Here is a 25434-nt window from a genome sequence, read left to right as displayed (position 1 = left end):
ATGTATAAGGTATGTTTTAGCGTTAAATTATTATACAATTATTTACAAATCATAAATTAGGGGGAAATTGAGTGGTTCAAAAAATGATCAAGTTCTCGCTGAATAATAAATTTGCTATTTTGCTTATGACGATTATTATTTTGCTTGGCGGCATATATTCAGCGTTTAAAATGAAACTAGAGTTATTACCGGATATTACAACACCTGTTATAACAATTACGACACCATATCCAGGTGCAACACCTGAAAGTGTTCTAGAAAATGTAACAGAACCAGTTGAAAAAGAAGTTCAAAATCTAGAAGGCGTACAAAATGTCACAAGTCAGTCTTTAGAAAATGCTTCAGCAATTACATTAGAATATACATATCAAACAGACATGGATGAAGCTGAGACTGAATTAAGAAAGAAATTAGAAGCGTTAGATTTACCTGATGGTGTTCAAGATCCGGATATGAGTAGAATGTCTATGTACTCATTTCCAGTTGTGAGTTATTCAATTTCTGATAAAGATGATGATCTTGAAAAAGTCACAAAACAAATGCAATCAGACTTAATACCTAAACTTGAAAAAGTAGACGGCGTACAAAATGTATCATTGTCAGGTCAAACATTAGAAGAAGTCAATTTAGAATTTGACCAAAATGAATTAACGAAACGTGGTATGAGTGAAGATGAAGTACTTCAATATATCGACGGTGCTACGAAAGAATCACCTTTAGGTTTATATACATTTGGTGATGATTTGAAATCAATCGTTGTAGATGGAAGGTTTACTTCAATTAAAGCGCTAAAAGACTTAGAAATACCTATGACAGGTGGCGCTTCAAGTGGTGGAGGGCAAAGTGCAGCAAGTCAATCACAACAAGGCCAGCAAGCTCAACAAGGTCAAGAGGGTTCTGAATCAAGTGATAGTAGCGCATCTCAAAGTATCCCATCTGTAAAATTATCTGATATCGCAGATGTTAAACAAGAGAAGAAACGAGATTCAATTTCTAAGACGAATGGTAAAGATGCTTTAGCGCTTCAAGTAACGAAATCTACAGATGCCAATTTAGTAGATGTCGTTGATAATGTAGACAAAGAACTTGAAGCTTATAAGAAAGATCATAAGAACATAGAATCTGTACAATTGATGGAAACAGCATCAACAATTAAAGACTCAGTATCGACGATGGTTGAGAAAGCTTTAATCGGTTCTATCGTTGCAGTTATTATCATTATGTTCTTCTTAAGAGATATTAAATCAACTATTATCGCGATGGTTTCTATTCCAATGTCATTATTAATGGCACTCATTGGTCTAAAAGCGATGGATGTTTCATTAAATATCTTAACTTTAGGGGCATTAACAGTTGCAATTGGACGTGTTATTGATGACTCCATTGTTGTTATAGAGAATATTTATCGACGCATGTCGGATAAAGGTGAAGAACTGAAAGGTAGTAAACTGATTACAAGTGCGACGAAAGAAATGTTTATTCCAATCATGTCTTCAACAATCGTTACAATTGTCGTATTCTTACCGTTAGCTTTTGTAACTGGACAAATTGGAGAAATGTTTAGACCATTTGCTTTAGCAGTAGCATTTAGTTTACTAGCTTCACTACTCATAGCATTAACAATAGTGCCAGTACTTTCACACATTTTCTTTAGAAATGGGATTAAGAAAGCTAAGAAAGAAAGAGGACATTGGTTAGCGGATAAATACAAAGGTATTTTAAAATGGAATTTAAATCATAAATGGCTCGTTATTGTATTAAGTATTGTGCTTGTTATCGCAAGTATTGCACTTGTATTTACACCTTATATCGGTAAATCGTTTATCGATACAGGTGAAGATAAAATGTTAGCACTAACTTATAAACCTTCACCAGGTGAAAAAGAAGATCAAGTTGTTAAAAACGGTGAACAAGCTGAGAAATATTTATCAAAAGATAAAAACGTAGAATTTGTTCAGTATAGTGTAGGCGGAGAAAATCCATTTAATCCATCTGCCAAAAATGACATGGCTTTAATGGTTAAATACGATAAAGATACACCTAACTGGGATAATGTCGGTAAAGAAGTTATGGATCATATCGGTAAATTCAACCATAAAGGTGAATGGAAACAACAAGATTTCTCTACTGGCGGTACAGCGAACGAAGTATCTGTAAAAGTATCAGGTCCATCAACTGAAGCAATAGAAGGTACAGTTAAAGACGTAGAGAAAGAAATGAAGAAAGTTAAAGGTGTAGAAAACGTAAGTTCGAACCTTTCTAAATCTTATGAGCAATACGATGTGAAAGTCGATCAAAATAAAGCGAGCAAATTAGGACTTTCAGCTGGTCAAATTGCTATGACGCTTAATCAAACTACACAAGAAAAAGTTGTTACTAAATTAAATGATGATGGTAAATCTATCGATGTTAAACTGACTAAGAAAGAAGAAACTGATTGGTCAGAGAAGAAATTAGAAGATACTAAGATTACATCTCCATTAGGTAAAGATGTGAAACTAAGTGATATTGCGACATTGAAGAAAACAACTTCACCAGATACAATCACAAGAGAAAATGACAAAATTTCTGTTTCTGTAGATGCTAAAATCACTGCAGACGATGTTGCTAAAGTAACAACAGATGTTAATCAAAAAGTTTCTAAAATTGATACACCAACAGATGTTGAATTAAATGTTGGCGGCACAAACGATGACATCAACGAAGCAATAGAACAATTATTGCTTGCGATGGGTGCAGCCATTCTAATCGTATATTTAGTAATCGTATTAACATTCAAAGGTGGATTAGCACCATTTGCAATATTATTCTCATTACCAGTATCTATTATTGGTGTAATCGCAGGACTGTTAATTACACAAGAAACTATATCCGTACCAAGTATGATTGGTATGTTAATGTTGATTGGTATTGTTGTAACGAATGCAATTGTATTAATAGATAGAGTGATTAATATGGAAGAAGCGGGCATGTCTACAAGAGAAGCATTAATAGAAGCAGCAGGCACGCGTTTAAGACCTATCTTAATGACAGCTATTGCGACAATCGGGGCATTAGTACCACTATTATTTGGTGGCGGAAGTTCTGTCCTTATTTCAAAAGCATTAGCAATTACAGTAATAGGTGGATTAATTTCTTCAACATTATTAACACTATTAGTTGTGCCAATTTCATTTGAAATCATTATGAAATTTAAGCGAGCAATATTTAAAAGACCAAAAGAACGTATAGAATAGATGATTAACCCCTCCATGTTTGTGAGACATGGAGGGGTTTTTGTATATAGTAAATATATTGGTGCCGTTAGTAACAAAAGTCGGGAGAAGTGTAACTAAGGGCGGCCTATCCTAATAAAAGCAACCTGAGTAACCATTCCATATACCTATTATGATTTATTTCATAGTCATTTAATAAGAAAATACTTGTTCGTGTTTCATACTTTGATAGAATATATTCATATACAAAAAATAGTCTGAAGAATTTTATTTCGAGGAGTCGTTATTGTGCCAATATCAAAACTATTATCAGAAATACCAGACAGTTACTTTGGAAAGACAATGGGACGTAAGGTTGAACATGGTCCGTTACCGTTAATTAATATGGCGGTTGGTGTCCCAGATGGTGAAACGCCAAAAGTTATCGTAGATGAATTTATTAAAGCTGTACAAAAGCCAGAAAATCAGAAATATGGTGCTTTTCATGGTAAAGACACGTTTAAACAAGCGATTGTAGATTTTTATAAGAGACAATATGATGTGGATTTAGATAAAGAAGAGGAAGTATGTATTTTATATGGTACAAAAAATGGTTTGGTCGGTTTACCGATTTGTGTCGTAGAGCCTAATGACCATGTGTTATTACCGAATCCTGGCTATACAGATTATTTAGCAGGTGTTCTACTCGCTCGTGCTAAACCATATTCTTTAGAATTAACACCTGAACATCAATACTTACCACAGTGGGATGAAATAGAACCTGAAATCTTAGATAAGACAAAATTAATTTATTTAACTTATCCAAATAATCCAACAGGTTCTGTTGCAAATACAGAGTTTTTTGATGAAACGATTGCTAAATTTAAAGATACACAAACAAATATTATACATGACTTTGCATATAGTGCTTTCGGATTTGATCAGAATAATCCAAGTATTCTCCAATCGGAAGGTGCTAAAGAAACAGCTGTAGAGATATTTTCTTTATCGAAGGGGTATAATATGTCTGGTTACAGAGTAGGCTTTGCAGTCGGTAACAAAGAAATGATTGCTGCTTTAAAGAAATACCAAACCCACACACATGCTGGTATGTTTGGTGCATTACAAGATGCGAGTACTGTCGCTTTAAATGAATGTGATGATTTTCTTATTAAACAAAATGAAATATTTAAGACGAGAAGAGATCAATTTGAAGCGTCATTAAGAGAAGTAGGTATACCATTTGAGCCAATGAAAGGTGGTATATTCCTGTGGTTACAAACACCTCCAGATTATGATGGAGAAGCATTTGTAGAATACTTATTACAAGAGGTTTCTATTTTAGTTGCTCCAGGTATACCATTTGGCGATAATGGTCAAAATTATGTCAGAATCTCATTAGCGTTAAGTGACGACGAACTATTGGAAGGTGCTAAGAGGTTACAAGGTCTAGCTCACTTATACAAATAAAAAGAGCTGAGAAATAAATATTCTCAGCTTTTTTACATAAATGAGATTTTGTCGATATGCTTTAGGGTATTAAAACACTATAAATAATAAAATCACAAATATGATCAATATAAAGATCGACATATAATTGAGTAGTTGAATCGCTTTTTGGTCTTTAATACGATATTTAAATGCTGTGATTTCAACATTGATAACGAGACAAACCAATACAGCTAATATCCACCAAGTTTGCATTGCAAAACTAAATACAATACTGCCTAAAAAAACAATAAGCATAAGCCCCATTATAAATCTTAAAGCTTGCGTAAGCATCGTATGTAGTTGGTATATACTTAAGTAACTAATAATAAGATAAATAATGGTAAATAATAAAAGTATGAGAATTAACATAGTCATTTCCTTTCGTTAATCTTGATCAAGTTGAGTGCGAACTTTACTGATTTCTTCTTCGATTTTGACAAGTTGTTTTTCAAGTAAGTCGGTTGCTTGACCAGTAGATTCTCTCTTTTCTAGGTCATTTTGTATACGTATGTAATCATATTTAAGTTCAGAAAGTTGTTGGTTTAAATCCATTTTAAACACTCCTTTTTATAAAATAGCTATGAAGTAGGTGATAAATTGAAAAAAGTTAAAACCAATGCGATGCGCATCTTAGATCAATATAATATATTTTATCATACTCATGAATTTAAAATAGGAAAAGATCATTTAGATGGTCATGAAGTTGCGCAATTAATTCAGAAACCAGAACATCAAGTGTATAAGACGCTTGTATTAACAAATGGGAATCGCGAATATTTCATCTTTGTTATTCCAGTCGTTGAACATCTTGATATGAAAAAAGCTAGTAAAGCTGTTGGTCAGAAAAAATTAGAGCTCTTACCACTTGATCAACTCACCAAAGTTACAGGGTATGTAAGGGGCGGTTGTTCTCCAATAGGTATGAAAAAAACATATCAAACCGTAATTGATATCAATGCAGAATCATTATCAACGTTTATCGTAAGTGCAGGTAAACGTGGTTATCAGATTGAACTTGATCCAGCAGATTTAGCCAAAGTCATTGATGTAAGATTTGATGATGTTATTAAATATAACTAAACTAATTTTAGTATAATTTATTAATATTTCAAACAAAAAGTGTGCATAGAAGTTAAACTGTTGTTAATATAGATAAATGTGAGTTTAATGAGAGAAGTGATAAAGTGACAGAAAAATTTATAATGATTATTTTATTAATTACTTTAGGATACGTTCTAAAGAAGCTTAAATTCTTTAAAGCTTCTGATGGTAATGTACTTGCAACACTTGTACTAAATGTTACTTTGCCTTCATTAGTGATTGTAAATTTAAATGGATCTGATTTAGATTTATCTTTAGGATGGCTTCCTATATTAATGCTATTGTACGGCATTATAGCAAAGCTACTAATCATATGGTTATTCAAGAAAAAATATAATAATCAAATAAGAGGTACTGTGGGCATGATGGCCGCTTCAGTTAATATTGGACTGTTTGCATATCCATTAGTCGCACAAATTTGGCCTAAAAATGGTTTATTATACTTTGGTATGTTAGACATTGGTACAGCTATCATTATGTTCGGTGTAACATATTTTGTTGGTAGTTACTTCAATGATGGTGGCGATCAATTTGACTTTAAACGAATGGGTTTAAATTTATTAAAGACCGTACCACTTATGACATATATGATTATGTTTATCTTAAATATAATGAGCATTAAAGTACCTGACAAAGCGATAGATTTCTTTGAAATTATTGCAAATGCGAATATGCCATTATCCATGATCTTATTAGGTTTATTCTTGAATTTTAAAATCGAAAAAGCATACTTACCGATTGTTGTTAAATACTTAGCATTTCATTATGGCTTTGGTTTATTAATGGGATTAATTGTTCATTTCTTCTTACCTGTTGATGACCCAATGATCAAAACGACGTTACTTATTGGTTGGTTATTACCTATAGGTGTTTCAGTACTGTCTTATGCCATTACATTTAAATATAAGACTTTACCTATAGTGGGTATGGCTACTAATTTAAGTATTGTCATATCAATCGTCATTTTATATGTATATCAATTTTTCTTTGTTTAATAAAACAAAAAAAGCGTTTGGATTTCGCATCCAAACGCTTTTTGTAATCTATTAACCTTTACCGCCCATGAAAGCAGGGTAGTTTGTCATTCCGCCATCAACATATATTGTTGTACCGTGAATGTAACTTGCTTGTTCTGAAGCTAGGAATGCATTAATATTTGCAACTTGATCCGCTTCACCAATTTCATGTAGTGGAATCATTTCTAATGTTTCTTCACGTGTTGCTGGGTCAGAGAATTTTTCGCGAGTATGTTCTGTAACAATAGCCCCTGGAGAAACATTATTAATTCTTATACCATTTTTACCGTATTCCATAGATAAAGTTTCCATCATCAATTTTAAGCCGCCTTTACTTGCTGCGTAATTGACGTAGTTTGGCCAAGGAATAACATCGTGCACACTTGCAGTATTGATGATTTGACCTTTAATATCATGCTCTAAATAGTAATTAATGACTTCTCTACTACCAATAAAAGCACCTGTTAAGTTGATATCGATAACTTTAGACCATTCTTCTAAACTCATTTCATGAGATGGAATTGGTTTTTCGAAACCAGCATTATTGATTAACACATCTATACGACCAAATGTTTCATGTGTTTGTTGAATCAAGTTCTTGATATCTGCTTCTACTGAAACGTCTGCTTTAATAGCAACCGCGTCAGCACCAGAATCTTTAATAGATTGAACGATTTTTTCAGCTTCTTCAACGTGATCTAAATATCCAATAACAACTTTTGATCCTTCTTTACCAAATCGTTCAGCAGTTGCTTTACCAATACCACTGTTACCACCAGTGACAATCACAACTTTATCTTTTAAATCTTCATACATATTAAACACTCCTATTTTTATATATTGAGTTTACTCTTTAGCTGCACCAATAATGAATGCTGCAATAATGATTAACACGATACCTATCCAAATAAATGTCATTTGGCGTTTTGTTTTTTGTTCGCCTAATAGGTAAATACCACCTAGAGTAGAAACGATTACTAACATTTGTGAAAATGAAAAGCTCGTTCCGACACCAACTTTTGGTTGTGAAATGAATAGGAACATATTACCTAATGCCCATACAATCCCTGGCAATAAGTTGAGTGTCGTATGTTTAACAGTAGGTTTATGTTTGAATGATAAAATGATCCCCCCAATTACCATACCTATAGATTGTGGAAATAATGCATCCCAACCTTCAACACCGAATACTTGGCCGATTACAACGTATACGACATAACCGACAGTAGAGATGAGTAATATTGGAATAGCTTTACCAAGCTTTTTAGTATTTCCGCTATTTCCAGAACCTTTTTTCTGAACAGATGTAAATATCACACCGATAATCAGTAACACTAAACCTGATAGGCCAAGTGCAACTTGCGTACCTGTTGACCATTCTCCTAAAAATGCAGCACTGAATAATGTTGTTCCAAGTAATTGTAAGCCTGTAGATATAGGCATCGTTATTGAAACGCCAATTAAGTCTACACTTCTAAGTTGAAATCCTTGTCCAAGTGCCCAGAAAGCACCAGAAATCATACCGATAATAATTGTAGTGAATGTAAAGTGCACATCACCAAAGAAGAATAGACATAAACCGATGATGAAAGCCCCGATTGTTGTACCTAAAATTTGGTTATAAGGACCTCCACCAACTTTAACATTGATTAATACGACGCTTCCCCAGAACAATGCTGGTAATAGCGCTATAAGGTATTCCATACACAAGACTCGCTTTCTCTATTTATTTGTATTATTTAAACTACCCAAGTATTATACGCCCGAAACTTTTTTATTGTAAAACATATAGCTCACAATGTAATTTTACTATTAAAAAAGACCCATGAGCGCTTATTAAGCATTCATGAGCCTTAGTTTAAATATTATACATCGTATGGTCTCACATATTTAAAATGATGTGTTTCATTGACGATGTGGAAACCGACTTTTTCATATAATAATTGTATTTGTTCATGCTTTTTACTATCTACATAAATACGAACTGTTTCGACATCTTGATGATTAAATGCTTCTGTCGTCGCGAAATGAATCATTTGAAACGCGATGCCTTGTTTTCTGTAATCATGGTGAGAAGCTAAATTAGGAATTGTGGCTAATTTCTCAGGTATATCTATGGATAGATAGATGTATCCTTTAACAAGACCTTCAGCTATATATAAATAAAGCGCATGATTGTCATCTAGTGAATCTATAATATCATCAGCACTTATATCACTATGTTTGAAACTATTGGAATGTAATTTGTTAAAGGCATAGTAATAAGGTTTGCTGTATGGCGTCATTTGGTGTTGCTTATCAATTGGTAAAGGTGGTTGTTGAATTTCTAAAGTATATTGCGTTTCTACATATCCCGCATGTAGTCTTTTCAGTTTACTATTATTTAAAATGTGATCTTTATGTAGCGAAATGTGGCAATATTTAATGTTTGGATGATTATTTAAAAGTGTTTCCCATATTTCTTTTAAGGCGTTTAACGTTTCTTCATTTGTATTATTAACGATTGGTCCCCATACATTTGCAGTCTCATCATCTACACGCTCAAATCCTAATATCCCGGTAATTGTGTCATTGTCTTCTATATAGTAGAAGGTGGTTTCATCAAATTTATGGCTTAAGTCATTCTTAATCTCTTCTATTGACTGAGGTATATGTGTCACGTAGTTTGTTTCTTGCCTGTTTTTTTCGTGTAAATAAGAAGCTATCGGATCGATTTCTTTAAGAGGCAGTATTTGCATGATAGTCACTCCTTTAATATTCAACGATTATTTTATTCCATTATACGATTAATCGAAAATTTATAAAAGTTTTTCATGCCTTTAGAACACTTTTTATTCATGTTATAATAATACGAATGTAAAAAAGAATGGGTGAAAAGAAATGAAAGCATTAGTTCTTGCAGAAAAACCTTCAGTAGGTCGTGACATCGCTAAAGCATTAGGTATTCATGATCAGAAGAAAGGTTACTTTGAAAATAAAAATTATATCGTTACTTGGGCATTAGGACATCTTGTAACGAATGCTACGCCTGAAGAATACGATAAGAAATTTAAAGAATGGAATTTAAATGTCTTACCAATAATTCCTGATTATATGAAACATGTTGTAATTAAGAAAACAAGAAGCCAATTTAATACAGTTCAACATTTGATGAAACGAGACGATGTAAATTCAATTATTATTGCGACAGATGCTGGTAGGGAAGGTGAACTTGTTGCAAGGTTAATTATTGAAAAAGCAAAAGTTAAAAAGCAAATTAAGCGACTATGGATCAGTTCAGTTACTGAAAAAGCAATTAAAGCAGGCTTTCAAAATTTAAAACCTGGTGAAGCATACAACAATTTATATCAAGCAGCATTATGTAGAAGTGAAGCGGATTGGATTGTCGGTATAAATGCGACTAGAGCTTTAACAACGAAATATGACGCACAATTATCATGTGGTCGTGTTCAAACACCAACTTTAAATCTTGTACAAATGAGACAACAAGAAATTCAATCATTTAAACCTGAAAAGTATTATCAGATGAATATTGAAGTAGAAGGTTATAAATTTAAATGGTTGAGTAAGAGCGGAGATAAAACATTTGATGCTGATTTAATAGAACAAGTTAAACAACAAGTTCAAAATAAAAAGGGTATTATCCAAAATATCTCGAAGAAGAAAAAAACAAAGTATCCTCAAAAGCTATACGATCTTACAAGTTTGCAACAAACAGCTTATCAACGTTATAAAATGAGTGCGAAAGAAACGTTGAATACAATGCAAGCATTGTACGAACAACATAAAGTATTGACTTATCCAAGAACAGATTCTAACTATTTAACAGATGATATGGTTTCTTCTCTGAAAGAACGAGTATCATCATTAAGTGCTACACCACTTAAATCACATGCTGTACCATTGCTTAAAAAACCAATTAGAGCGGGTAAACATTTTGTTGATAATAAGAAAGTTTCAGACCACCATGCGATTGTACCAACAGAAGTGAGACCTAACTTTGATCAGTTATCTCCTAGAGAACAGAAAATTTATATGCTAGTGGCTGAAAGATTTTTAGAAGTATTATTACCACCATATCAATATGAAGAAACAACTGTGACATTAACATGTGAAGGGGAAACTTTTAAACTGACACAAGAAGTAGCAGTTGAATTAGGCTTTAAAGAACTATATGAAGAAAAGACGCATGTGAAAGCTTTGCCTTTTGAAGAACAGCAGCATGTGAACATACAAAAAGTGACTGTCGTTAGTAAAGATACAGAACCGCCTGCGTACTTCAATGAAGGAACTTTACTTAAAGCGATGGAATCACCACATCATTTCTTTAAACTTAAAGATAAGAAAATGGCTCAAACTTTAAATGAAACAGGTGGTATCGGAACAGTTGCAACTAGAGCGGATATCATTGAGAAGTTATATAGTTCTAATGTAATAGAAGCGGTGCAAGGTAAAATTAAGATTACGCCTAAAGGAAAACAATTATTAAACTTAGCACCTGAACAATTAACTTCACCAGAATTAACGGCAGATTGGGAAATGAAGTTAACTCAAATCGAAAAAGGAAATTATTCTAAAAATAAATTTATGAATGAAATGAGAAACTTCACGAGAGAAATCATTGCGGATATTAAAGAAAGTGATGATAAATTCAAGCATGATAATATCACAACTACTGAATGTCCGACTTGTGGTAAATTTATGCTTAAAGTTAAAACGAAAAATGGTCAAATGCTCGTCTGTCAAGATCCAACATGTAAGACTAAGAAGAATCAACAAAGAAAAACGAATGCCAGATGTCCAAACTGTAAGAAGAAACTTACACTGTATGGAACAGGTAAAAAAGCAACTTATAGATGTGTGTGTGGTCATACAGAAACACAAGAGCATATGGACGAAAGACTTAAAAATAGAAAATCAGGCAAAATAGGCAAAAAAGAAATGAAGAAATATATGCAAACTGAAGAAGTAGAAAACAATCCATTTAAAGACGCTTTAAAAGGATTGAAGTTCTAATTTAATATGTATAGAGACTGGGACATCATGTGATGTCTCAGTTTTTTTATTCTTTTAGCAGCAATAGAGTTGGCTAGAAGCGTACTGTCACGGATTATAAAGCGTAAAAACCGAACTATAACACGAACATAAATAAATTTAATTATATAAATGTTCGTAAAAAGTATTGATTTTTGATGTTCCCAGTAATACAATGTACAGTGTTGAAATTAATAAAGGAGTCTTATGATGAAACGTTACTTTAAGTTTGATGAATTGGGAACAAATTACAAAAGAGAAATTCTTGGTGGTTTAACAACATTCTTATCTATGGCATACATATTAGCAGTTAACCCATCAATGTTAAGTTTGGTAAGTGTTGAAAATGTACCTGATTCAATGAGAATGGACCAAGGTTCTGTGTTTGTTGCTACAGCGTTAGCAGCATTAGTTGGTTGTTTATTTATGGGTATCATAGCGAAATACCCGATAGCTTTAGCACCAGGTATGGGATTAAATGCATTTTTCGCGTTTACAGTTGTGCTTACAATGGGTATTCCATGGCAAACTGGTTTAACGGGCGTACTATTCTCAGGTGTTATATTTGCGATATTAACGATGAGTGGTTTACGAGAGGTTATTATCAATGCAATACCATTTGAATTAAAGATGGCTGTATCTGCCGGTATAGGATTGTTTATTACCTTTGTAGGTTTACAAGGAGCAGGTATTGTTAAAAAAGAAGATTCAACTTTAGTTACTCTTGGAACAATGCATAACCCAGAAGTACTATTAGCAGTATTTGGTATTATCATTACTATTATATTAATGGCTAAAAAATTACCAGGAGCAATTTTCATCGGAATGGTCTTAACAGCTATTGCGGGATTAATTACAGGCTTAATTGCAATGCCAGATAGTATAGTAGGGAAGGTACCAAGTGTATCACCAACATTTGGTGCAGCATTCGAAGCGTTTGGTGATTTATCTACTATATTTAATGTACAATTCTTAATTGTCGTTTTAACTTTCTTATTTATAGATTTCTTTGATACTGCAGGAACGTTAGTTGCGGTTGCAAACCAAGCTGGTTTAATGAAAGATAATAAATTACCTAGAGCAGGTAAAGCATTATTCTCTGATTCATTAGCAACAATTGTAGGTGCAATATTTGGTACTTCAACTACAACAAGTTATATAGAATCTAGTGCAGGTGTTGCAGTTGGTGCACGTACAGGATTCGCAAGTGTTGTAACAGGTATTTGTTTCTTGGCAGCATTATTATTCTCACCATTAATGGCAGTTGTTACAAGTGCGGTTACAGCACCAGCACTAGTTATAGTAGGTGTATTGATGGTTAGTAACTTAGGTAAAATTGATTGGCAAAAATTTGAGATAGCAGTACCAGCTTTCTTAACAATGATTATGATGCCTTTAACATATTCAATTGCAACAGGTATCGCGTGTGGATTTATATTCTACCCAATTACAATGATCGTAGCAAAAAGACATAAAGAAATTCACCCAATTATGTACGGTTTATTCTTCGTCTTTGTCGCTTACTTTGTATTTGTACATGCATAATAAAAAAAGCCACGAGATTTCATTTAATGAAGTCTCGTGGCTTTCTATTTATATATTAACTTTTATAAGTAGTCTTGTAATATTTAGATGGGATATATACTGGGGCAATTATAATCGTAAATAAGAAGATGATCATTAAAACGACCATTACGATATGTAATAACCAGCCAATAATAGGAATGATTGCAACAAAGCTAGCGATTAGTCCGATTAATGGAATAACAAATATTACTTTAACAGAATTCTGGTTATCTATTAATAGGATAAGTGTCGTAATAAAGTATAACGTTCCATTAAGTACCAAAGCATTATAACCAGTTGAAAGAACGATTCCTCCACCTAGAAAAGGAATGGCTAATAATAACTCAGATACAACTAATATAATAGAAAGAACTAGCAACACTGATTTAATTCCTCTTTTCATGATTTCACCACCTAGTTAAAATTGCTTGTTATATTATAACATTTTGATTACAAATTATCTATTTAAATTTTACCTATTGAAAAAGAACGCATAATCCGTTATAATACTTGGGTATGTGTTAGATGAAATTAGAAAAAATATATGGTTATCTATTGATTAATAGAAATAAATCATGTATCATATCTAATGTTGGACTTTAAGAAGCGATGAAGCGAGAGGTTACTGACACACCCGGCCGCTTTGCCATGGCGGTGTGTGAGAGAGTTTTCGTGGAGAAGTCTATCACTATAAAGTAGACGAACAAGGAGGGAAAATTATGGCAAAACAAAAAATTCGTATCCGTTTAAAAGCGTATGATCACCGCATGATCGATCAATCAGCAGAGAAAATTGTTGAAACAGCTAAACGTTCAGGAGCTCAAGTGTCTGGTCCGATTCCATTACCAACTGAGAAATCAGTTTATACTGTAATCCGTGCCGTTCATAAGTACAAAGACTCACGTGAACAATTCGAACAACGTACGCATAAACGTTTAATCGACATTCTTAACCCTACACCAAAAACAGTTGATGCTCTTATGGGCTTAAACTTACCATCAGGTGTAGACATCGAAATCAAATTATAATTCATTAAAATAACAGGAGGTGCGACTTTCGATGACCAAAGGAATCTTAGGAAGAAAAATTGGAATGACTCAAGTATTCGCAGAAAACGGTGAATTAATACCAGTTACTGTAGTAGAAGCTAGTCAAAACGTAGTATTACAAACTAAAACTGAAGAAGTAGACGGCTACAACGCTGTTCAAATCGGTTTTGAAGACAAACAAGCATATAAAAAAGATCGTAAATCTAACAAATATGCTACTAAAGCTGCTGAAGGCCATGCTAAAAAAGCAGGTACAGCACCTAAGCGCTTCACTCGTGAATTCAGAAACATTGATGTTTCAGCATACGAGGTAGGTCAAGAAGTCACTGTAGATACTTTCCAAGCAGGAGACATTATTGATGCAACAGGCGTTTCAAAAGGTAAAGGTTTCCAAGGCTCTATTAAACGCCACGGTTTCTCTCGTGGACCAATGAGTCACGGTTCTCGTTACCACAGAGGCTCTGGTTCAATGGGTATGGCTTCAGATGCTTCTAAAGTATTTAAAGGTAAAGAATTACCAGGCCGTATGGGCGGAAACACAGTTACTATGCAAAACTTAGAAGTAGTTAAAGTTGATGCAGAAAATAACGTAATTTTAGTTAAAGGTAACGTGCCAGGTCCTAAAAAAGGTTTAGTAAAACTTACAACTTCAATTAAAAAAGGTAATAAATAATTATTTAGGTGAAAGGAGGAAACAACATTATGGCTAATATTGATGTATTAAAAGTAGATGGATCAAAATCAGGTTCTATCGAATTAAATGATAGTGTATTTGGTATCGAACCAAACCAACACGTATTATTCGAAGCAGTCAACTTACAACGTGCTTCATTACGCCAAGGTACTCACGCAGTTAAAAATCGTTCAGCAGTTCGTGGTGGTGGACGTAAACCTTGGAAACAAAAAGGTACAGGTCGTGCTCGTCAAGGTACAATCCGTGCGCCACAATGGCGTGGTGGTGGTATCGTATTCGGTCCTACACCAAGAAGTTATTCTTACAAAATGCCTAAGAAAATGCGTCGTTTAGCATTACGTTCTGCATTATCTTCAAAAGTAAGTGGTAACGAATTAACAGTTTTAGAAGCATTCAACTTTGATGCACCTAAAACAAAAGAATTCAAAAATGTAATGAGCAACTTAGAACTTTCTAAGAAAGTTTTATTCATCGTTGATACTGTAGACAGCAACGTTGAATTATCAGCTCGTAACATTCCAGGTGTTAAAGTTATCGACGCTCAAAGCTTAAACGTATTAGATATCTTAGATTCTAGTAAAGTCGTAATAACTAAAGCAGCAGTGGATAAAGTAGAGGAGGTGCTCGCATAATGGAAGCAAGAGATGTTATTAAGCGCCCCGTAATCACAGAAAAATCTTCATCAGATATGGCTTTAGATAAATACACATTTGATGTAGATACACGTGCAAACAAAACACAAGTAAAAATCGCAATCGAAGAAATTTTCGACGTGAAAGTTGATACAGTAAATATCATGAACGTTAAAGCAAAAGCTAAACGTGTTGGTCGTTACAATGGTTTCACTAACAAACGTCGTAAAGCAATCGTAACTCTAAAAGAAGGTTCTTCAATAGACCTATTTAACTAAAAACAATTACCATTAAGGAGGTAAAACGACAATGGCTCTTAAAAAGTATAAGCCAATTACAAATGGTCGTCGTAATATGACATCTTCAGATTTCGCTGAAATTACATCAACGACTCCTGAAAAGTCTTTATTACAACCGCTTCCGAGAAAAGCGGGACGTAACAACCAAGGTAAATTGACAGTTCGTCACAGAGGTGGCGGTCATAAACGTCAATACCGTGTAATTGATTTCAAACGTAACAAAGATGGAATTCCTGCTAAAGTAGCAACTATCGAGTATGATCCAAACCGTTCAGCTAATATCGCATTATTAGTATACGCAGATGGTGAAAAAAGATATATCATTGCTCCTAAAGGATTAAAAGTAGGACAAGAAGTATTCAATGGTCCAGATGCAGATATCAAAGTAGGTAATGCATTAGCATTAACTGATATCCCAGTTGGTACTACAATTCACAATATCGAATTAAAACCAGGTAAAGGTGGACAATTAGTCCGTTCAGCTGGTACAAGTGCTCAAGTACTTGGTAAAGAAGGTAAATACGTACTAGTTCGTCTTAAATCAGGTGAAGTTCGTATGATCTTATCTACTTGTCGTGCAACAATCGGTCAAGTTGGTAACGAACAACACGAATTAATCACAATTGGTAAAGCTGGTCGTTCTAGATGGATGGGTAAACGTCCTACAGTTCGTGGTTCTGTAATGAACCCTAACGATCACCCTCACGGTGGTGGTGAAGGTCGTACACCAATCGGTCTTAAATCACCAATGTCTCCATGGGGCAAACCAACACTTGGTAAGAAAACTCGTAAACAAAACCAACGTTCATCTAAATTTATCGTTCGTGGTCGTAAGAAAAAATAATAATACCTTATTTACGTGTGCGGCTTAGATGCCGCGCGCATTAAATAAGAAGGGAGGCGCCATAATGGCTCGTAGTCTTAAAAAAGGACCTTTCGTTGATGATCATTTAATGAAAAAAGTTGAAGCTCAAAACGAAGGTGAAAAAAAATCAGTTATTAAAACATGGTCTCGTCGTTCAACAGTATTTCCTAACTTCATCGGACATACAATAGCAGTATATGATGGTCGTAAACATGTGCCAGTTTTCATTACTGAAGATATGGTTGGACATAAATTAGGAGAGTTTGCACCTACACGTACTTATAAAGGTCATGCTGCAGACGACAAAAAGACTAAACGCTAATTTCTAAAAAGAGGAGGAAGTCACAATGGAAGCAAAAGCGGTTGCTAGAACAATAAGAATCGCACCTCGTAAAGTGAGATTAGTTTTAGATCTTATTAGAGGTAAAGAAGTGGCAGAAGCAATTGCCATCTTAAAATTAACAAACAAAGCAACATCACCTGTTGTTGAAAAATTATTAATGTCAGCATTAGCAAATGCAGAACATAATTATGATTTAAATCCTGACACATTAGTAGTAAAAGAAGCTTACGCTAATGAAGGACCTACATTGAAACGTTTCCGTCCACGTGCACAAGGTCGTGCAAGTGCGATTAACAAACGTACTAGCCATATTACAATCGTAGTTGGCGAAAAAGAAGCTAAAGAAGTTAAAGAAGCATAATTAACTAAATCATTAAGGAGGGAATATAGTGGGTCAAAAAATTAATCCAATCGGACTTCGTGTCGGTGTAATTCGTGACTGGGAAGCAAAGTGGTATGCAGGCAAAGACTTCGCAACACTTTTACATGAAGACTTAAAAGTTCGTAAATATATCGCAGAAGCATTAAAAGAAGCTTCAGTTTCAAGTGTTGAAATTGAACGTGCAGCAAACCGTATCAATATCGCTATCCACACTGGTAAACCAGGTATGGTTATTGGTAAAGGCGGTTCAGAAATTGAAAAATTACGTAACAAATTAAACGCATTGACTAACAAAAAAGTACACATCAACGTTATCGAAATCAAAAAAGTTGATTTAGATGCAACATTGGTAGCAAATAACATTGCTCGTCAATTAGAAAACCGTGTATCTTTCCGTCGTGCTCAAAAACAAGCTATCCAACGTGCTATGAAATTGGGAGCTAAAGGTATCAAAACTCAAGTATCTGGTCGTTTAGGTGGCGCAGATATCGCTCGTGCAGAACAATATTCAGAAGGAACTGTTCCACTTCATACATTACGTGCAGACATTGATTTCGCACATGAAGAAGCCGACACTACTTACGGTAAATTAGGTGTTAAAGTATGGATCTACCGTGGAGAAGTTCTTCCTACAAAGAAGTCTAGTGAAGGAGGAAAATAATAATGTTATTACCAAAGCGTGTTAAATTCCGTCGTCAACATCGTCCAAAAACAACTGGTCGTTCAAAAGGCGGAAATGAAGTAACATTTGGTGAGTACGGTTTACAAGCTCAAACAGCAGCTTGGATTACTTCTCGTCAAATCGAATCAGCTCGTATCGCAATGACACGTTACATGAAACGTGGCGGAAAAGTATGGATCAAAATATTCCCACATACACCATATACTAAAAAACCTTTAGAAGTACGTATGGGTTCAGGTAAAGGTGCAGTTGAAGGATGGGTAGCAGTAGTTAAACCAGGACGTATCTTGTTCGAAGTTGCAGGTGTTCAAGAAGAAGTTGCACGTGAAGCATTACGTCTTGCAGCACACAAACTTCCAGTTAAATCTAAGTTTGTAAAACGTGAAGAATTGGGTGGTGACACAAATGAAAGCTAAGGATATCAGAAATTTAACCACTACTGAAATTGAAAAAGAAATCAAAGAAGCTAAAGAGCAATTATTCAACTTACGCTTTCAGTTAGCAACTGGTCAACTTGAAGAGACTGCTAACATTCGAAAAGTTAAAAAGACGATTGCACGTCTAAAAACAATCGTTCGCGAAAGAGAAATCGAAGAAGAGAAAGCAGCAGATAATAAATAATCAAGTAGAGGAGGTTCATTACTGTGAGTGAAAGAAATGACCGCAAAGTTTACGTTGGTAAAGTAGTTTCAGATAAAATGGATAAAACTATTACAGTAGTTGTTGAAACATACAAAACTCATAAATTATATGGTAAACGCGTAAAATATTCAAAAAAATATAAAACGCATGATGAAAACAATTCAGCAAAAATGGGCGATATCGTTAAGATTGCAGAAACACGTCCTTTATCATCAACTAAACGTTTCCGTCTAGTTGAAATCGTTGAAGAATCAGTAATTATTTAATAGAAGTATAAAGATAAGGGAGGTCAAACAAAGATGATCCAACAAGAAACACGTTTAAAAGTAGCAGACAACTCTGGTGCTCGTGAAGTATTAACAATTAAAGTTTTAGGCGGATCTGGTCGTAAGACAGCTAACATTGGTGATGTAATCGTCGTTACTGTTAAAAATGCTACACCAGGTGGCGTTGTTAAAAAAGGTGAAGTTGTTAAAGCTGTTGTTGTACGTACTAAATCAGGTGTACGTCGTGAAGATGGCTCTTACATCAAATTTGACGAAAATGCATGTGTAATCATCCGTGATGACAAAGGTCCACGTGGTACACGTATATTCGGTCCTGTAGCGCGTGAATTACGTGAAGGTAACTTCATGAAGATCGTTTCTCTAGCGCCAGAGGTACTTTAATCTATAATGATAAAAAACAAAATTCCTAAGGAGGTGCCTACACATGCACATACGTAAAGGTGACAACGTAATCGTTATCTCAGGTAAAGATAAAGGTAAAACTGGTAAAGTTTTAGAAGCATTACCTAAGAAAGAACGCGTAGTTGTAGAAGGTGTTAATATCATTAAAAAACACCAAAAACCAACTCAGTTCAATCCAGAAGGTGGTATCTTAGAAACAGAAGGTACTATCCACGTATCAAACGTTCAATTACTTGATCCTAAGACAAATGAACCAACTCGCGTTGGATACAAAGTAGTAGATGGTAAAAAAGTTCGTATCGCTAAAAAATCTGGCGAAGAAATCAAATCATCAAACGAATAATTATTAAGTGAAAGGAGGATCCACTTTGACACGTTTAAAAGAAAAGTTTAATAATGAAATTTCTGCTGAGTTAGTTAAGAAATTTAACTATAGTTCAGTTATGGAAGTACCAAAAATCGAAAAAATAGTTGTAAACATGGGTATCGGTGATGCAGTTCAAAACTCTAAAGTTTTAGACTCTGCAGTTGAAGAACTTCAAGCAATCACTGGTCAAAAACCATTAGTAACTAAAGCTAAAAAATCTATTGCGACTTTCCGTCTTCGTGAAGGTATGCCAATCGGTGCAAAAGTTACATTACGTGGAGAAAGAATGTATGAATTCTTTGATAAATTAATCTCAGTTTCATTACCACGTGTACGTGACTTCCGTGGTATCTCTAAAAAAGCATTCGACGGTCGTGGAAATTACACTTTAGGTGTTAAGGAACAATTAATTTTCCCTGAAATCGACTATGATAAAGTAAGTAAAGTACGAGGAATGGATATCGTTATCGTTACAACTGCTAACACTGACGAGGAAGCTCGTGAATTGTTAACACAATTCGGTATGCCATTTCAAAAGTAATCTCTAATTATAAAGGAGGCTAATTAAGTGGCTAAAAAATCAATGATCGCTAAACAACAACGTAAACAAAAATTCGGAGTTCGTGAATACACTCGTTGTGAACGTTGTGGACGTCCACACTCAGTATATCGTAAATTCAAACTTTGCCGTATTTGTTTCCGTGAACTAGCATACAAAGGCCAAATCCCTGGCGTACGTAAAGCTAGCTGGTAAACTCAAAAGAATGAAAGGAGGAAACACAAATGACAATGTCAGATCCAATTGCAGATATGTTAACTCGCGTGCGTAACGCAAACATGGTACGTCACGAAAAATTAGAGTTACCTGCATCAAACATTAAAAAAGAAATCGCAGAAATCCTTAAAAAAGAAGGATTCGTAAAAAGCGTAGAATATATCGAAGATGATAAGCAAGGTGTTATCCGTATGTTCCTTAAATATGGTCAAAACAACGAGCGCGTTATCACAGGATTAAAACGTATTTCTAAACCAGGTTTACGTGTATATGCTAAAGCTGACGAACTTCCAAAAGTTCTTAACGGTTTAGGTATTGCACTTGTTTCTACATCTGAAGGTGTTTTAACTGATAAAGATGCTAGACAACGTGGAATCGGTGGAGAAGTATTAGCTTATATCTGGTAATTATAAAATTATAAGGAGGTGCCCACATAATGAGCCGTGTTGGTAAGAAAATTATTGAGATCCCTTCAGACGTTACAGTTACTATCGAAGGTAACACAGTAACAGTTAAAGGATCTAAAGGTGAACTAACTAGTACTTTTAATGAAGAAATGACATATAAACAAGAGGACAACAGCTTAGAAGTTGTACGTCCATCTGACTCTAAAGAACATAAAACAATCCATGGTACAACTCGTGCGTTAATCGCTAACATGATTGAAGGTGTATCTAAAGGTTTCGAGAAAAACTTAGAACTTATTGGTGTTGGTTACCGTGCCCAAATGCAAGGTAAAAATATCATCTTAAACGTTGGTTATTCTCACCCTGTAGAAATCGTTGCTGAAGATGGAATTACATTATCAGTAGAGAAAAACACTAAAGTTAAAGTAGAAGGTATTTCTAAAGAACGTGTTGGTGCAATTGCATCTTATATCCGTTCAATCCGTCCACCAGAACCTTATAAAGGTAAAGGTATTCGTTACGAAGGCGAATATGTTCGTCGTAAAGAAGGTAAAACTGGTAAGTAATCATTAAGATAAGAAAGGAGCACTAACATGATCGCTAAAATCGACAAAAATAAAGTTCGTTTGAAAAGACATGCTCGTGTACGTGCTAAATTAGCTGGTACAAGCGAAAAGCCACGTTTAAACGTATATCGTTCAAACAAACATATTTATGCTCAAGTAATTGATGACTTAAACGGTGTAACAATCGCTCAAGCATCAACTGTAGATAAAGAATTTAATTTAGAGCAATCAGGTAATGTAGAAGCAGCTGCTAAAGTAGGCGAAATCGTTGCAAAACGTGCCGCTGAAAAAGGCGTTGACGCTGTAGTATTTGATCGTGGAGGATATTTATACCACGGACGTATCAAAGCATTAGCTGATGCAGCTCGTGAAAACGGACTTCAATTTTAATTTAAAGGAGGGACACTCATGCGTCGTAAAGAACAAGAAGTTAAAGAATTTGAAGAGCGCGTAGTTACGATTAACCGTGTAGCTAAAGTAGTTAAAGGTGGTCGTCGTTTCCGTTTTACAGCTTTAGTAGTTGTTGGAGATAAAAATGGTCGCGTAGGTTTCGGTACTGGTAAAGCTCAAGAGGTACCTGAAGCTATTAAAAAAGCAGTAGAAGATGCTAAGAAAGAATTAGTAACAGTTCCACGTGTTGAAGGAACAACTCCTCACCAAGTTATTGGACGTTTTGGTGCAGGTCGTGTTTTAATTAAACCAGCAGCACCTGGTACAGGTGTTATTGCAGGTGGACCAGTTCGTGCCGTATTAGAACTAGCTGGTATCACTGATATCTTAAGTAAATCATTAGGTTCTAACACACCAATCAACATGGTTCGTGCTACAATTGAAGGACTTAAAGAACTTAAAAATGCCGAAGAAGTAGCTAGTCTACGCGGTAAATCAGTAGAAGAATTATTAAATTAAGGAGGGAACAAACACTATGGCTAAATTAGAAATTACCCTCACTCGTAGCGTTATTGGTCGTCCTGAAACTCAACGTAAGACAGTTCAAGCGCTAGGACTTAAAAAAACAAACTCAACTGTAGTAGTTGAAGATAATCCTGCGATTCGTGGGCAAATCAACAAAGTAAGTCACTTAGTAAAAGTTACTGAAAAATAAATTCATCTAAAGTATTAAGGAGGTGCCAAAATGAAATTACATGAGTTGAAACCAGTTAAAGGTGCTCGTAAAGAACGTAACCGTGTAGGTCGTGGTATGGCTACAGGTAACGGTAAAACAAGTGGTCGTGGTACTAAAGGTCAAAAAGCACGTTCAGGTGGCGGTGTTCGTTTAGGTTTCGAAGGTGGTCAATTACCATTATTCCGTCGTTTACCAAAACGTGGATTCACTAACATCAACCGTAAAGAATATGCAATTGTTAATCTTGATCAATTAAATCGTTTCGAAGAAGGAACTGAAGTTACACCAGCGTTATTAGTAGAATCAGGTGTTGTTAAATCTGAAAAATCTGGCGTTAAAGTTTTAGGAAACGGTTCATTAGAAAAGAAATTAACAATAAAAGCTCATAAATTCTCAGCTTCAGCTATTGAAGCAATCGAAGGTAAGGGCGGAACGCATGAGGTGATCTAATGTTTGAAACGATCATTAGTTTTTTGAAGACTAAAGATATTCGTAACAAGATATTATTCACACTAGCAATGCTCGTTATATTTAAAGTTGGAACTTACATTCCAGCCCCTGGTGTTAATCCAGATGCTTTTAATCAAAATAAAGGTTCGCAAGGTATTACCGATTTGTTTAACACATTCGGTGGAGGTGCCTTGCAGAACTTCTCAATTTTAGCGATGGGTATTATGCCTTACATTACTGCTTCAATCGTAATGCAATTATTACAAATGGATGTTGTACCTAAGTTTACAGAATGGTCTAAACAAGGTGAAGTTGGTCGTAAAAAGATTAATCAATTTACACGTTACTTCACAATTGTATTAGCCTTTGTTCAAGGCTTAGGTATGTCGTATTCATTTAATAATATGCTTGGTGGTAATTTAATTCAAAATACTTCAGTGTTAAATTATGTGTTAATAGCACTTGTTTTAACTGCAGGAACAGCTTTCTTAATGTGGTTAGGTGAACAGATAACACAATTTGGTGTAGGTAATGGTATTTCTATTATTATCTTCGCTGGTATTTTATCTTCAATGCCAAACTCATTAATTCAGTTCTACCAACAAAGTTTTGTTGGTGCAGATGATACAACTATGGCTTGGTTAAAAGCGATTGGTTTATTCGTAGGTATGATTTTACTAACTGTTGGTGCAGTTTATGTACTACAAGCAATTCGTAAAATTCCTATTCAATATGCTAAACGCCAAACTCAAGGTGCAGGTGGTTCATTATCTGCAAACGCAACATACTTACCTTTAAAAGTTAACTCAGCAGGTGTAATTCCTGTAATCTTTGCGATGGCATTCTTCATGCTTCCGAAGACATTAACATTGTTCTTCCCGGATCAAGAATGGGCGCAAACAATTACAAATTATGCTGATCCATCACATAATATTGGTATGATTGTATATGTTATTTTAATTATAGCTTTCGCATACTTTTATGCATTTGTTCAGGTTAATCCTGATAAGATGGCTGAAAACTTACAAAAACAAGGTAGTTATGTACCAGGTATTAGACCTGGAGATCAAACTAAAAAATACATTACTAAAGTGCTTTATCGTTTAACGTTTGTGGGATCAATTTTCTTAGCTGTAATTTCTATTATTCCGATTTTAGCAATTAAGTTAATGAATTTACCTCAAGCAATACAAGTTGGTGGTACTAGCTTACTAATCGTTATCGGTGTTGCAATTGAAACAATGAAAACTTTAGAAGCTCAACTCAATCAACGTGAATATAGAGGCTTTAGAAGACGATAAGCAAGTAGGAGGGTTTTTATGAACATCATTTTAATGGGTTTACCTGGAGCAGGTAAAGGTACTCAAGCGAGTGAAATTGTTAAGAAATACCCTATTCCTCATATCTCAACTGGTGATATGTTCCGTAAAGCGATCAAAGAAGAGACTGACCTTGGTAAAGAGGCTAAATCTTATATGGATCGCGGGGAACTTGTACCAGATGAAGTGACTATAGGTATCGTTAGAGAAAGACTAGCTGAAGAAGATGCGAAAAAAGGATTTTTACTAGATGGTTTTCCTCGTACAGTTGAACAAGCTGATGCATTAAATGAAATTTTAAGTGACTTAGATCGTAAAGTAGATGCTGTTATCAACATCGAAGTTGCGGAAGAAGAACTTATGAATCGTTTAACTGGTAGAAGAATTTGTGAAGTATGTGGAACAACTTATCATTTAGTATTTAATCCACCAAAAGTTGAAGGTGTTTGTGATCTTGATGGTGGTAAATTATATCAACGTGAAGATGATAACCCTGAAACAGTAGCAAATCGTTTAAGTGTTAATGTTAAACAAACTAAACCACTTTTAGATTTCTATGAAAATCAAGGTGTCCTTAAAAACATCGATGGTTCTAGACAAATTGATAATGTTACTGAAGATGTTATTCAAATTCTTGAATCATTATAGTAATGACGCTTTCACCCCGAATTCGCCTAACTTTAGGTGATTCTTGAACGCGTGAATGCGTTCAATTTTAAGAATCAAGATAGTATTTAGGTTTTTG

At 34.6% G+C, this 25434-nt stretch carries 35 protein-coding genes; 29 read left to right on the top strand and 6 right to left on the bottom strand.

The features are described 5' to 3' along the window. The first annotated feature begins 71 nt into the window (after nt 1-71). Nucleotides 72-3236: an efflux RND transporter permease subunit gene (locus LQ622_RS08130; protein WP_345773281.1), complete on the top strand. Its 3165-nt coding sequence runs from the start codon at nt 72-74 to the stop codon at nt 3234-3236. 267 nt (nt 3237-3503) lie between these two features. Beyond that, complete coding sequence (locus tag LQ622_RS08125; RefSeq protein WP_239774923.1) at nt 3504-4664, top strand: aminotransferase class I/II-fold pyridoxal phosphate-dependent enzyme; 1161 nt, start codon at nt 3504-3506, stop codon at nt 4662-4664. Between the two features lie 69 nt (nt 4665-4733). Here LQ622_RS08125 and mspA read toward each other — a convergent pair whose 3' ends face one another. Together mspA and LQ622_RS08115 are read right to left on the bottom strand one after the other, a co-directional pair. Next, a complete protein-coding gene (gene mspA, locus LQ622_RS08120) occupies nt 4734-5054 on the bottom strand; it encodes a membrane stabilizing protein MspA (protein WP_025906805.1) in 321 nt (106 codons plus the stop codon). Between the two features lie 15 nt (nt 5055-5069). Continuing rightward, on the bottom strand, nt 5070-5237 hold the full coding sequence (locus tag LQ622_RS08115) for an SE1832 family protein (RefSeq protein WP_159315445.1): 168 nt from the start codon (nt 5235-5237) through the stop codon (nt 5070-5072). Between the two features lie 45 nt (nt 5238-5282). On the opposite strand from LQ622_RS08115, the gene ybaK reads away from it, so the two are divergent. Together ybaK and LQ622_RS08105 are read left to right on the top strand one after the other, a co-directional pair. Continuing rightward, entirely contained in the window at nt 5283-5765 is a 483-nt protein-coding gene (gene ybaK, locus LQ622_RS08110; RefSeq protein ID WP_239762089.1) for a Cys-tRNA(Pro) deacylase, read from the top strand. 104 nt (nt 5766-5869) lie between these two features. Then, complete coding sequence (locus tag LQ622_RS08105) at nt 5870-6781, top strand: AEC family transporter (protein WP_239762090.1); 912 nt, start codon at nt 5870-5872, stop codon at nt 6779-6781. A gap of 51 nt (nt 6782-6832) precedes the next feature. On the opposite strand, the gene LQ622_RS08100 is transcribed toward LQ622_RS08105, so the two are convergent. From LQ622_RS08100 to LQ622_RS08090, 3 genes are all read right to left on the bottom strand, one after another. Then, a complete protein-coding gene (locus LQ622_RS08100; RefSeq protein ID WP_037589022.1) occupies nt 6833-7618 on the bottom strand; it encodes a glucose 1-dehydrogenase in 786 nt (261 codons plus the stop codon). A 30-nt stretch (nt 7619-7648) separates the two neighbouring features. Beyond that, nucleotides 7649-8506, bottom strand: coding sequence for a GRP family sugar transporter (locus LQ622_RS08095; RefSeq protein WP_239774921.1), 858 nt, complete (start codon nt 8504-8506; stop codon nt 7649-7651). A gap of 161 nt (nt 8507-8667) precedes the next feature. Next, nucleotides 8668-9540 (bottom strand): GNAT family N-acetyltransferase, encoded by an 873-nt coding sequence (locus LQ622_RS08090; protein WP_191836488.1) that lies wholly within the window; start codon nt 9538-9540, stop codon nt 8668-8670. Nucleotides 9541-9682: 142 nt separating this feature from the next. Between LQ622_RS08090 and LQ622_RS08085 the strand changes: the two genes are divergently transcribed. Next, complete coding sequence (locus LQ622_RS08085) at nt 9683-11818, top strand: DNA topoisomerase III (protein ID WP_239762091.1); 2136 nt, start codon at nt 9683-9685, stop codon at nt 11816-11818. 228 nt (nt 11819-12046) lie between these two features. Then, nucleotides 12047-13381, top strand: a complete 1335-nt coding sequence (locus LQ622_RS08080) for an NCS2 family permease (RefSeq protein ID WP_239774919.1) — start codon at nt 12047-12049, stop codon at nt 13379-13381. Nucleotides 13382-13436: 55 nt separating this feature from the next. On the opposite strand, the gene LQ622_RS08075 is transcribed toward LQ622_RS08080, so the two are convergent. Beyond that, nucleotides 13437-13805, bottom strand: coding sequence for a hypothetical protein (locus LQ622_RS08075; RefSeq protein ID WP_025906797.1), 369 nt, complete (start codon nt 13803-13805; stop codon nt 13437-13439). A 316-nt stretch (nt 13806-14121) separates the two neighbouring features. Here LQ622_RS08075 and rpsJ point away from each other — a divergent pair, with 316 nt between their 5' ends. From rpsJ to LQ622_RS07960, 23 genes are all read left to right on the top strand, one after another. Then, nucleotides 14122-14430 (top strand): 30S ribosomal protein S10, encoded by a 309-nt coding sequence (rpsJ, locus tag LQ622_RS08070; RefSeq protein ID WP_016998799.1) that lies wholly within the window; start codon nt 14122-14124, stop codon nt 14428-14430. A 31-nt stretch (nt 14431-14461) separates the two neighbouring features. Beyond that, nucleotides 14462-15124, top strand: coding sequence for a 50S ribosomal protein L3 (rplC, locus tag LQ622_RS08065; RefSeq protein WP_025906796.1), 663 nt, complete (start codon nt 14462-14464; stop codon nt 15122-15124). A 29-nt stretch (nt 15125-15153) separates the two neighbouring features. Next, the gene (gene rplD, locus LQ622_RS08060) at nt 15154-15777 is read left to right on the top strand and encodes a 50S ribosomal protein L4 (RefSeq protein ID WP_025906795.1); all 624 of its coding nucleotides are present in this window, start codon (nt 15154-15156) and stop codon (nt 15775-15777) included. Further along, nucleotides 15777-16055 (top strand): 50S ribosomal protein L23, encoded by a 279-nt coding sequence (gene rplW, locus LQ622_RS08055; protein WP_025906794.1) that lies wholly within the window; start codon nt 15777-15779, stop codon nt 16053-16055. The genes rplD and rplW overlap by 1 nt, the downstream gene beginning before the upstream one ends. 31 nt (nt 16056-16086) lie before the next feature. After that, the gene (gene rplB, locus LQ622_RS08050) at nt 16087-16920 is read left to right on the top strand and encodes a 50S ribosomal protein L2 (protein ID WP_025906793.1); all 834 of its coding nucleotides are present in this window, start codon (nt 16087-16089) and stop codon (nt 16918-16920) included. Nucleotides 16921-16984: 64 nt separating this feature from the next. Next, nucleotides 16985-17263, top strand: coding sequence for a 30S ribosomal protein S19 (rpsS, locus tag LQ622_RS08045; protein ID WP_025906792.1), 279 nt, complete (start codon nt 16985-16987; stop codon nt 17261-17263). A 25-nt stretch (nt 17264-17288) separates the two neighbouring features. Then, entirely contained in the window at nt 17289-17645 is a 357-nt protein-coding gene (gene rplV / locus LQ622_RS08040) for a 50S ribosomal protein L22 (RefSeq protein ID WP_025906791.1), read from the top strand. A gap of 28 nt (nt 17646-17673) precedes the next feature. Continuing rightward, complete coding sequence (gene rpsC / locus LQ622_RS08035; RefSeq protein WP_025906790.1) at nt 17674-18327, top strand: 30S ribosomal protein S3; 654 nt, start codon at nt 17674-17676, stop codon at nt 18325-18327. 2 nt (nt 18328-18329) lie between these two features. Then, nucleotides 18330-18764, top strand: a complete 435-nt coding sequence (rplP, locus tag LQ622_RS08030; protein WP_016998807.1) for a 50S ribosomal protein L16 — start codon at nt 18330-18332, stop codon at nt 18762-18764. Further along, nucleotides 18754-18969, top strand: a complete 216-nt coding sequence (gene rpmC / locus LQ622_RS08025) for a 50S ribosomal protein L29 (protein WP_016998808.1) — start codon at nt 18754-18756, stop codon at nt 18967-18969. The genes rplP and rpmC overlap by 11 nt, the downstream gene beginning before the upstream one ends. A gap of 23 nt (nt 18970-18992) precedes the next feature. Then, nucleotides 18993-19256, top strand: a complete 264-nt coding sequence (rpsQ, locus tag LQ622_RS08020) for a 30S ribosomal protein S17 (protein WP_016911101.1) — start codon at nt 18993-18995, stop codon at nt 19254-19256. Nucleotides 19257-19289: 33 nt separating this feature from the next. Beyond that, nucleotides 19290-19658, top strand: coding sequence for a 50S ribosomal protein L14 (rplN, locus tag LQ622_RS08015; RefSeq protein WP_016911102.1), 369 nt, complete (start codon nt 19290-19292; stop codon nt 19656-19658). 43 nt (nt 19659-19701) lie between these two features. Next, entirely contained in the window at nt 19702-20022 is a 321-nt protein-coding gene (rplX, locus tag LQ622_RS08010) for a 50S ribosomal protein L24 (RefSeq protein ID WP_239762092.1), read from the top strand. A gap of 25 nt (nt 20023-20047) precedes the next feature. Next, a complete protein-coding gene (gene rplE / locus LQ622_RS08005; RefSeq protein ID WP_025906788.1) occupies nt 20048-20587 on the top strand; it encodes a 50S ribosomal protein L5 in 540 nt (179 codons plus the stop codon). Nucleotides 20588-20614: 27 nt separating this feature from the next. Then, nucleotides 20615-20800 (top strand): type Z 30S ribosomal protein S14, encoded by a 186-nt coding sequence (locus LQ622_RS08000; protein ID WP_016998812.1) that lies wholly within the window; start codon nt 20615-20617, stop codon nt 20798-20800. A gap of 29 nt (nt 20801-20829) precedes the next feature. Continuing rightward, nucleotides 20830-21228: a 30S ribosomal protein S8 gene (gene rpsH, locus LQ622_RS07995; RefSeq protein WP_025906787.1), complete on the top strand. Its 399-nt coding sequence runs from the start codon at nt 20830-20832 to the stop codon at nt 21226-21228. A 29-nt stretch (nt 21229-21257) separates the two neighbouring features. After that, nucleotides 21258-21794 carry a 50S ribosomal protein L6 gene (rplF, locus tag LQ622_RS07990; protein WP_025906786.1) on the top strand — a complete coding sequence of 179 codons (537 nt, stop codon included), beginning with the start codon at nt 21258-21260 and terminating at the stop codon, nt 21792-21794. A gap of 27 nt (nt 21795-21821) precedes the next feature. Continuing rightward, nucleotides 21822-22184: a 50S ribosomal protein L18 gene (rplR, locus tag LQ622_RS07985; RefSeq protein ID WP_037589017.1), complete on the top strand. Its 363-nt coding sequence runs from the start codon at nt 21822-21824 to the stop codon at nt 22182-22184. 18 nt (nt 22185-22202) lie between these two features. Next, nucleotides 22203-22703 (top strand): 30S ribosomal protein S5, encoded by a 501-nt coding sequence (gene rpsE, locus LQ622_RS07980; protein WP_037589016.1) that lies wholly within the window; start codon nt 22203-22205, stop codon nt 22701-22703. Nucleotides 22704-22719: 16 nt separating this feature from the next. Continuing rightward, complete coding sequence (gene rpmD / locus LQ622_RS07975; protein ID WP_037589015.1) at nt 22720-22899, top strand: 50S ribosomal protein L30; 180 nt, start codon at nt 22720-22722, stop codon at nt 22897-22899. 30 nt (nt 22900-22929) lie between these two features. Then, a complete protein-coding gene (gene rplO / locus LQ622_RS07970; RefSeq protein WP_025906782.1) occupies nt 22930-23370 on the top strand; it encodes a 50S ribosomal protein L15 in 441 nt (146 codons plus the stop codon). Then, on the top strand, nt 23370-24671 hold the full coding sequence (gene secY, locus LQ622_RS07965) for a preprotein translocase subunit SecY (RefSeq protein WP_239740465.1): 1302 nt from the start codon (nt 23370-23372) through the stop codon (nt 24669-24671). Before rplO ends, secY begins: the two co-directional genes overlap by 1 nt. A gap of 18 nt (nt 24672-24689) precedes the next feature. Beyond that, nucleotides 24690-25337: an adenylate kinase gene (locus tag LQ622_RS07960; RefSeq protein ID WP_025906780.1), complete on the top strand. Its 648-nt coding sequence runs from the start codon at nt 24690-24692 to the stop codon at nt 25335-25337. The last annotated feature ends 97 nt before the right edge of the window (nt 25338-25434 follow it).

Source organism: Mammaliicoccus sp. N-M50, assembly GCF_022386995.1.
GTDB classification, from domain to species: Bacteria; Bacillota; Bacilli; order Staphylococcales; family Staphylococcaceae; genus Mammaliicoccus; species Mammaliicoccus sciuri_A.
This window is presented reverse-complemented; position numbering and strand designations above follow the sequence as displayed.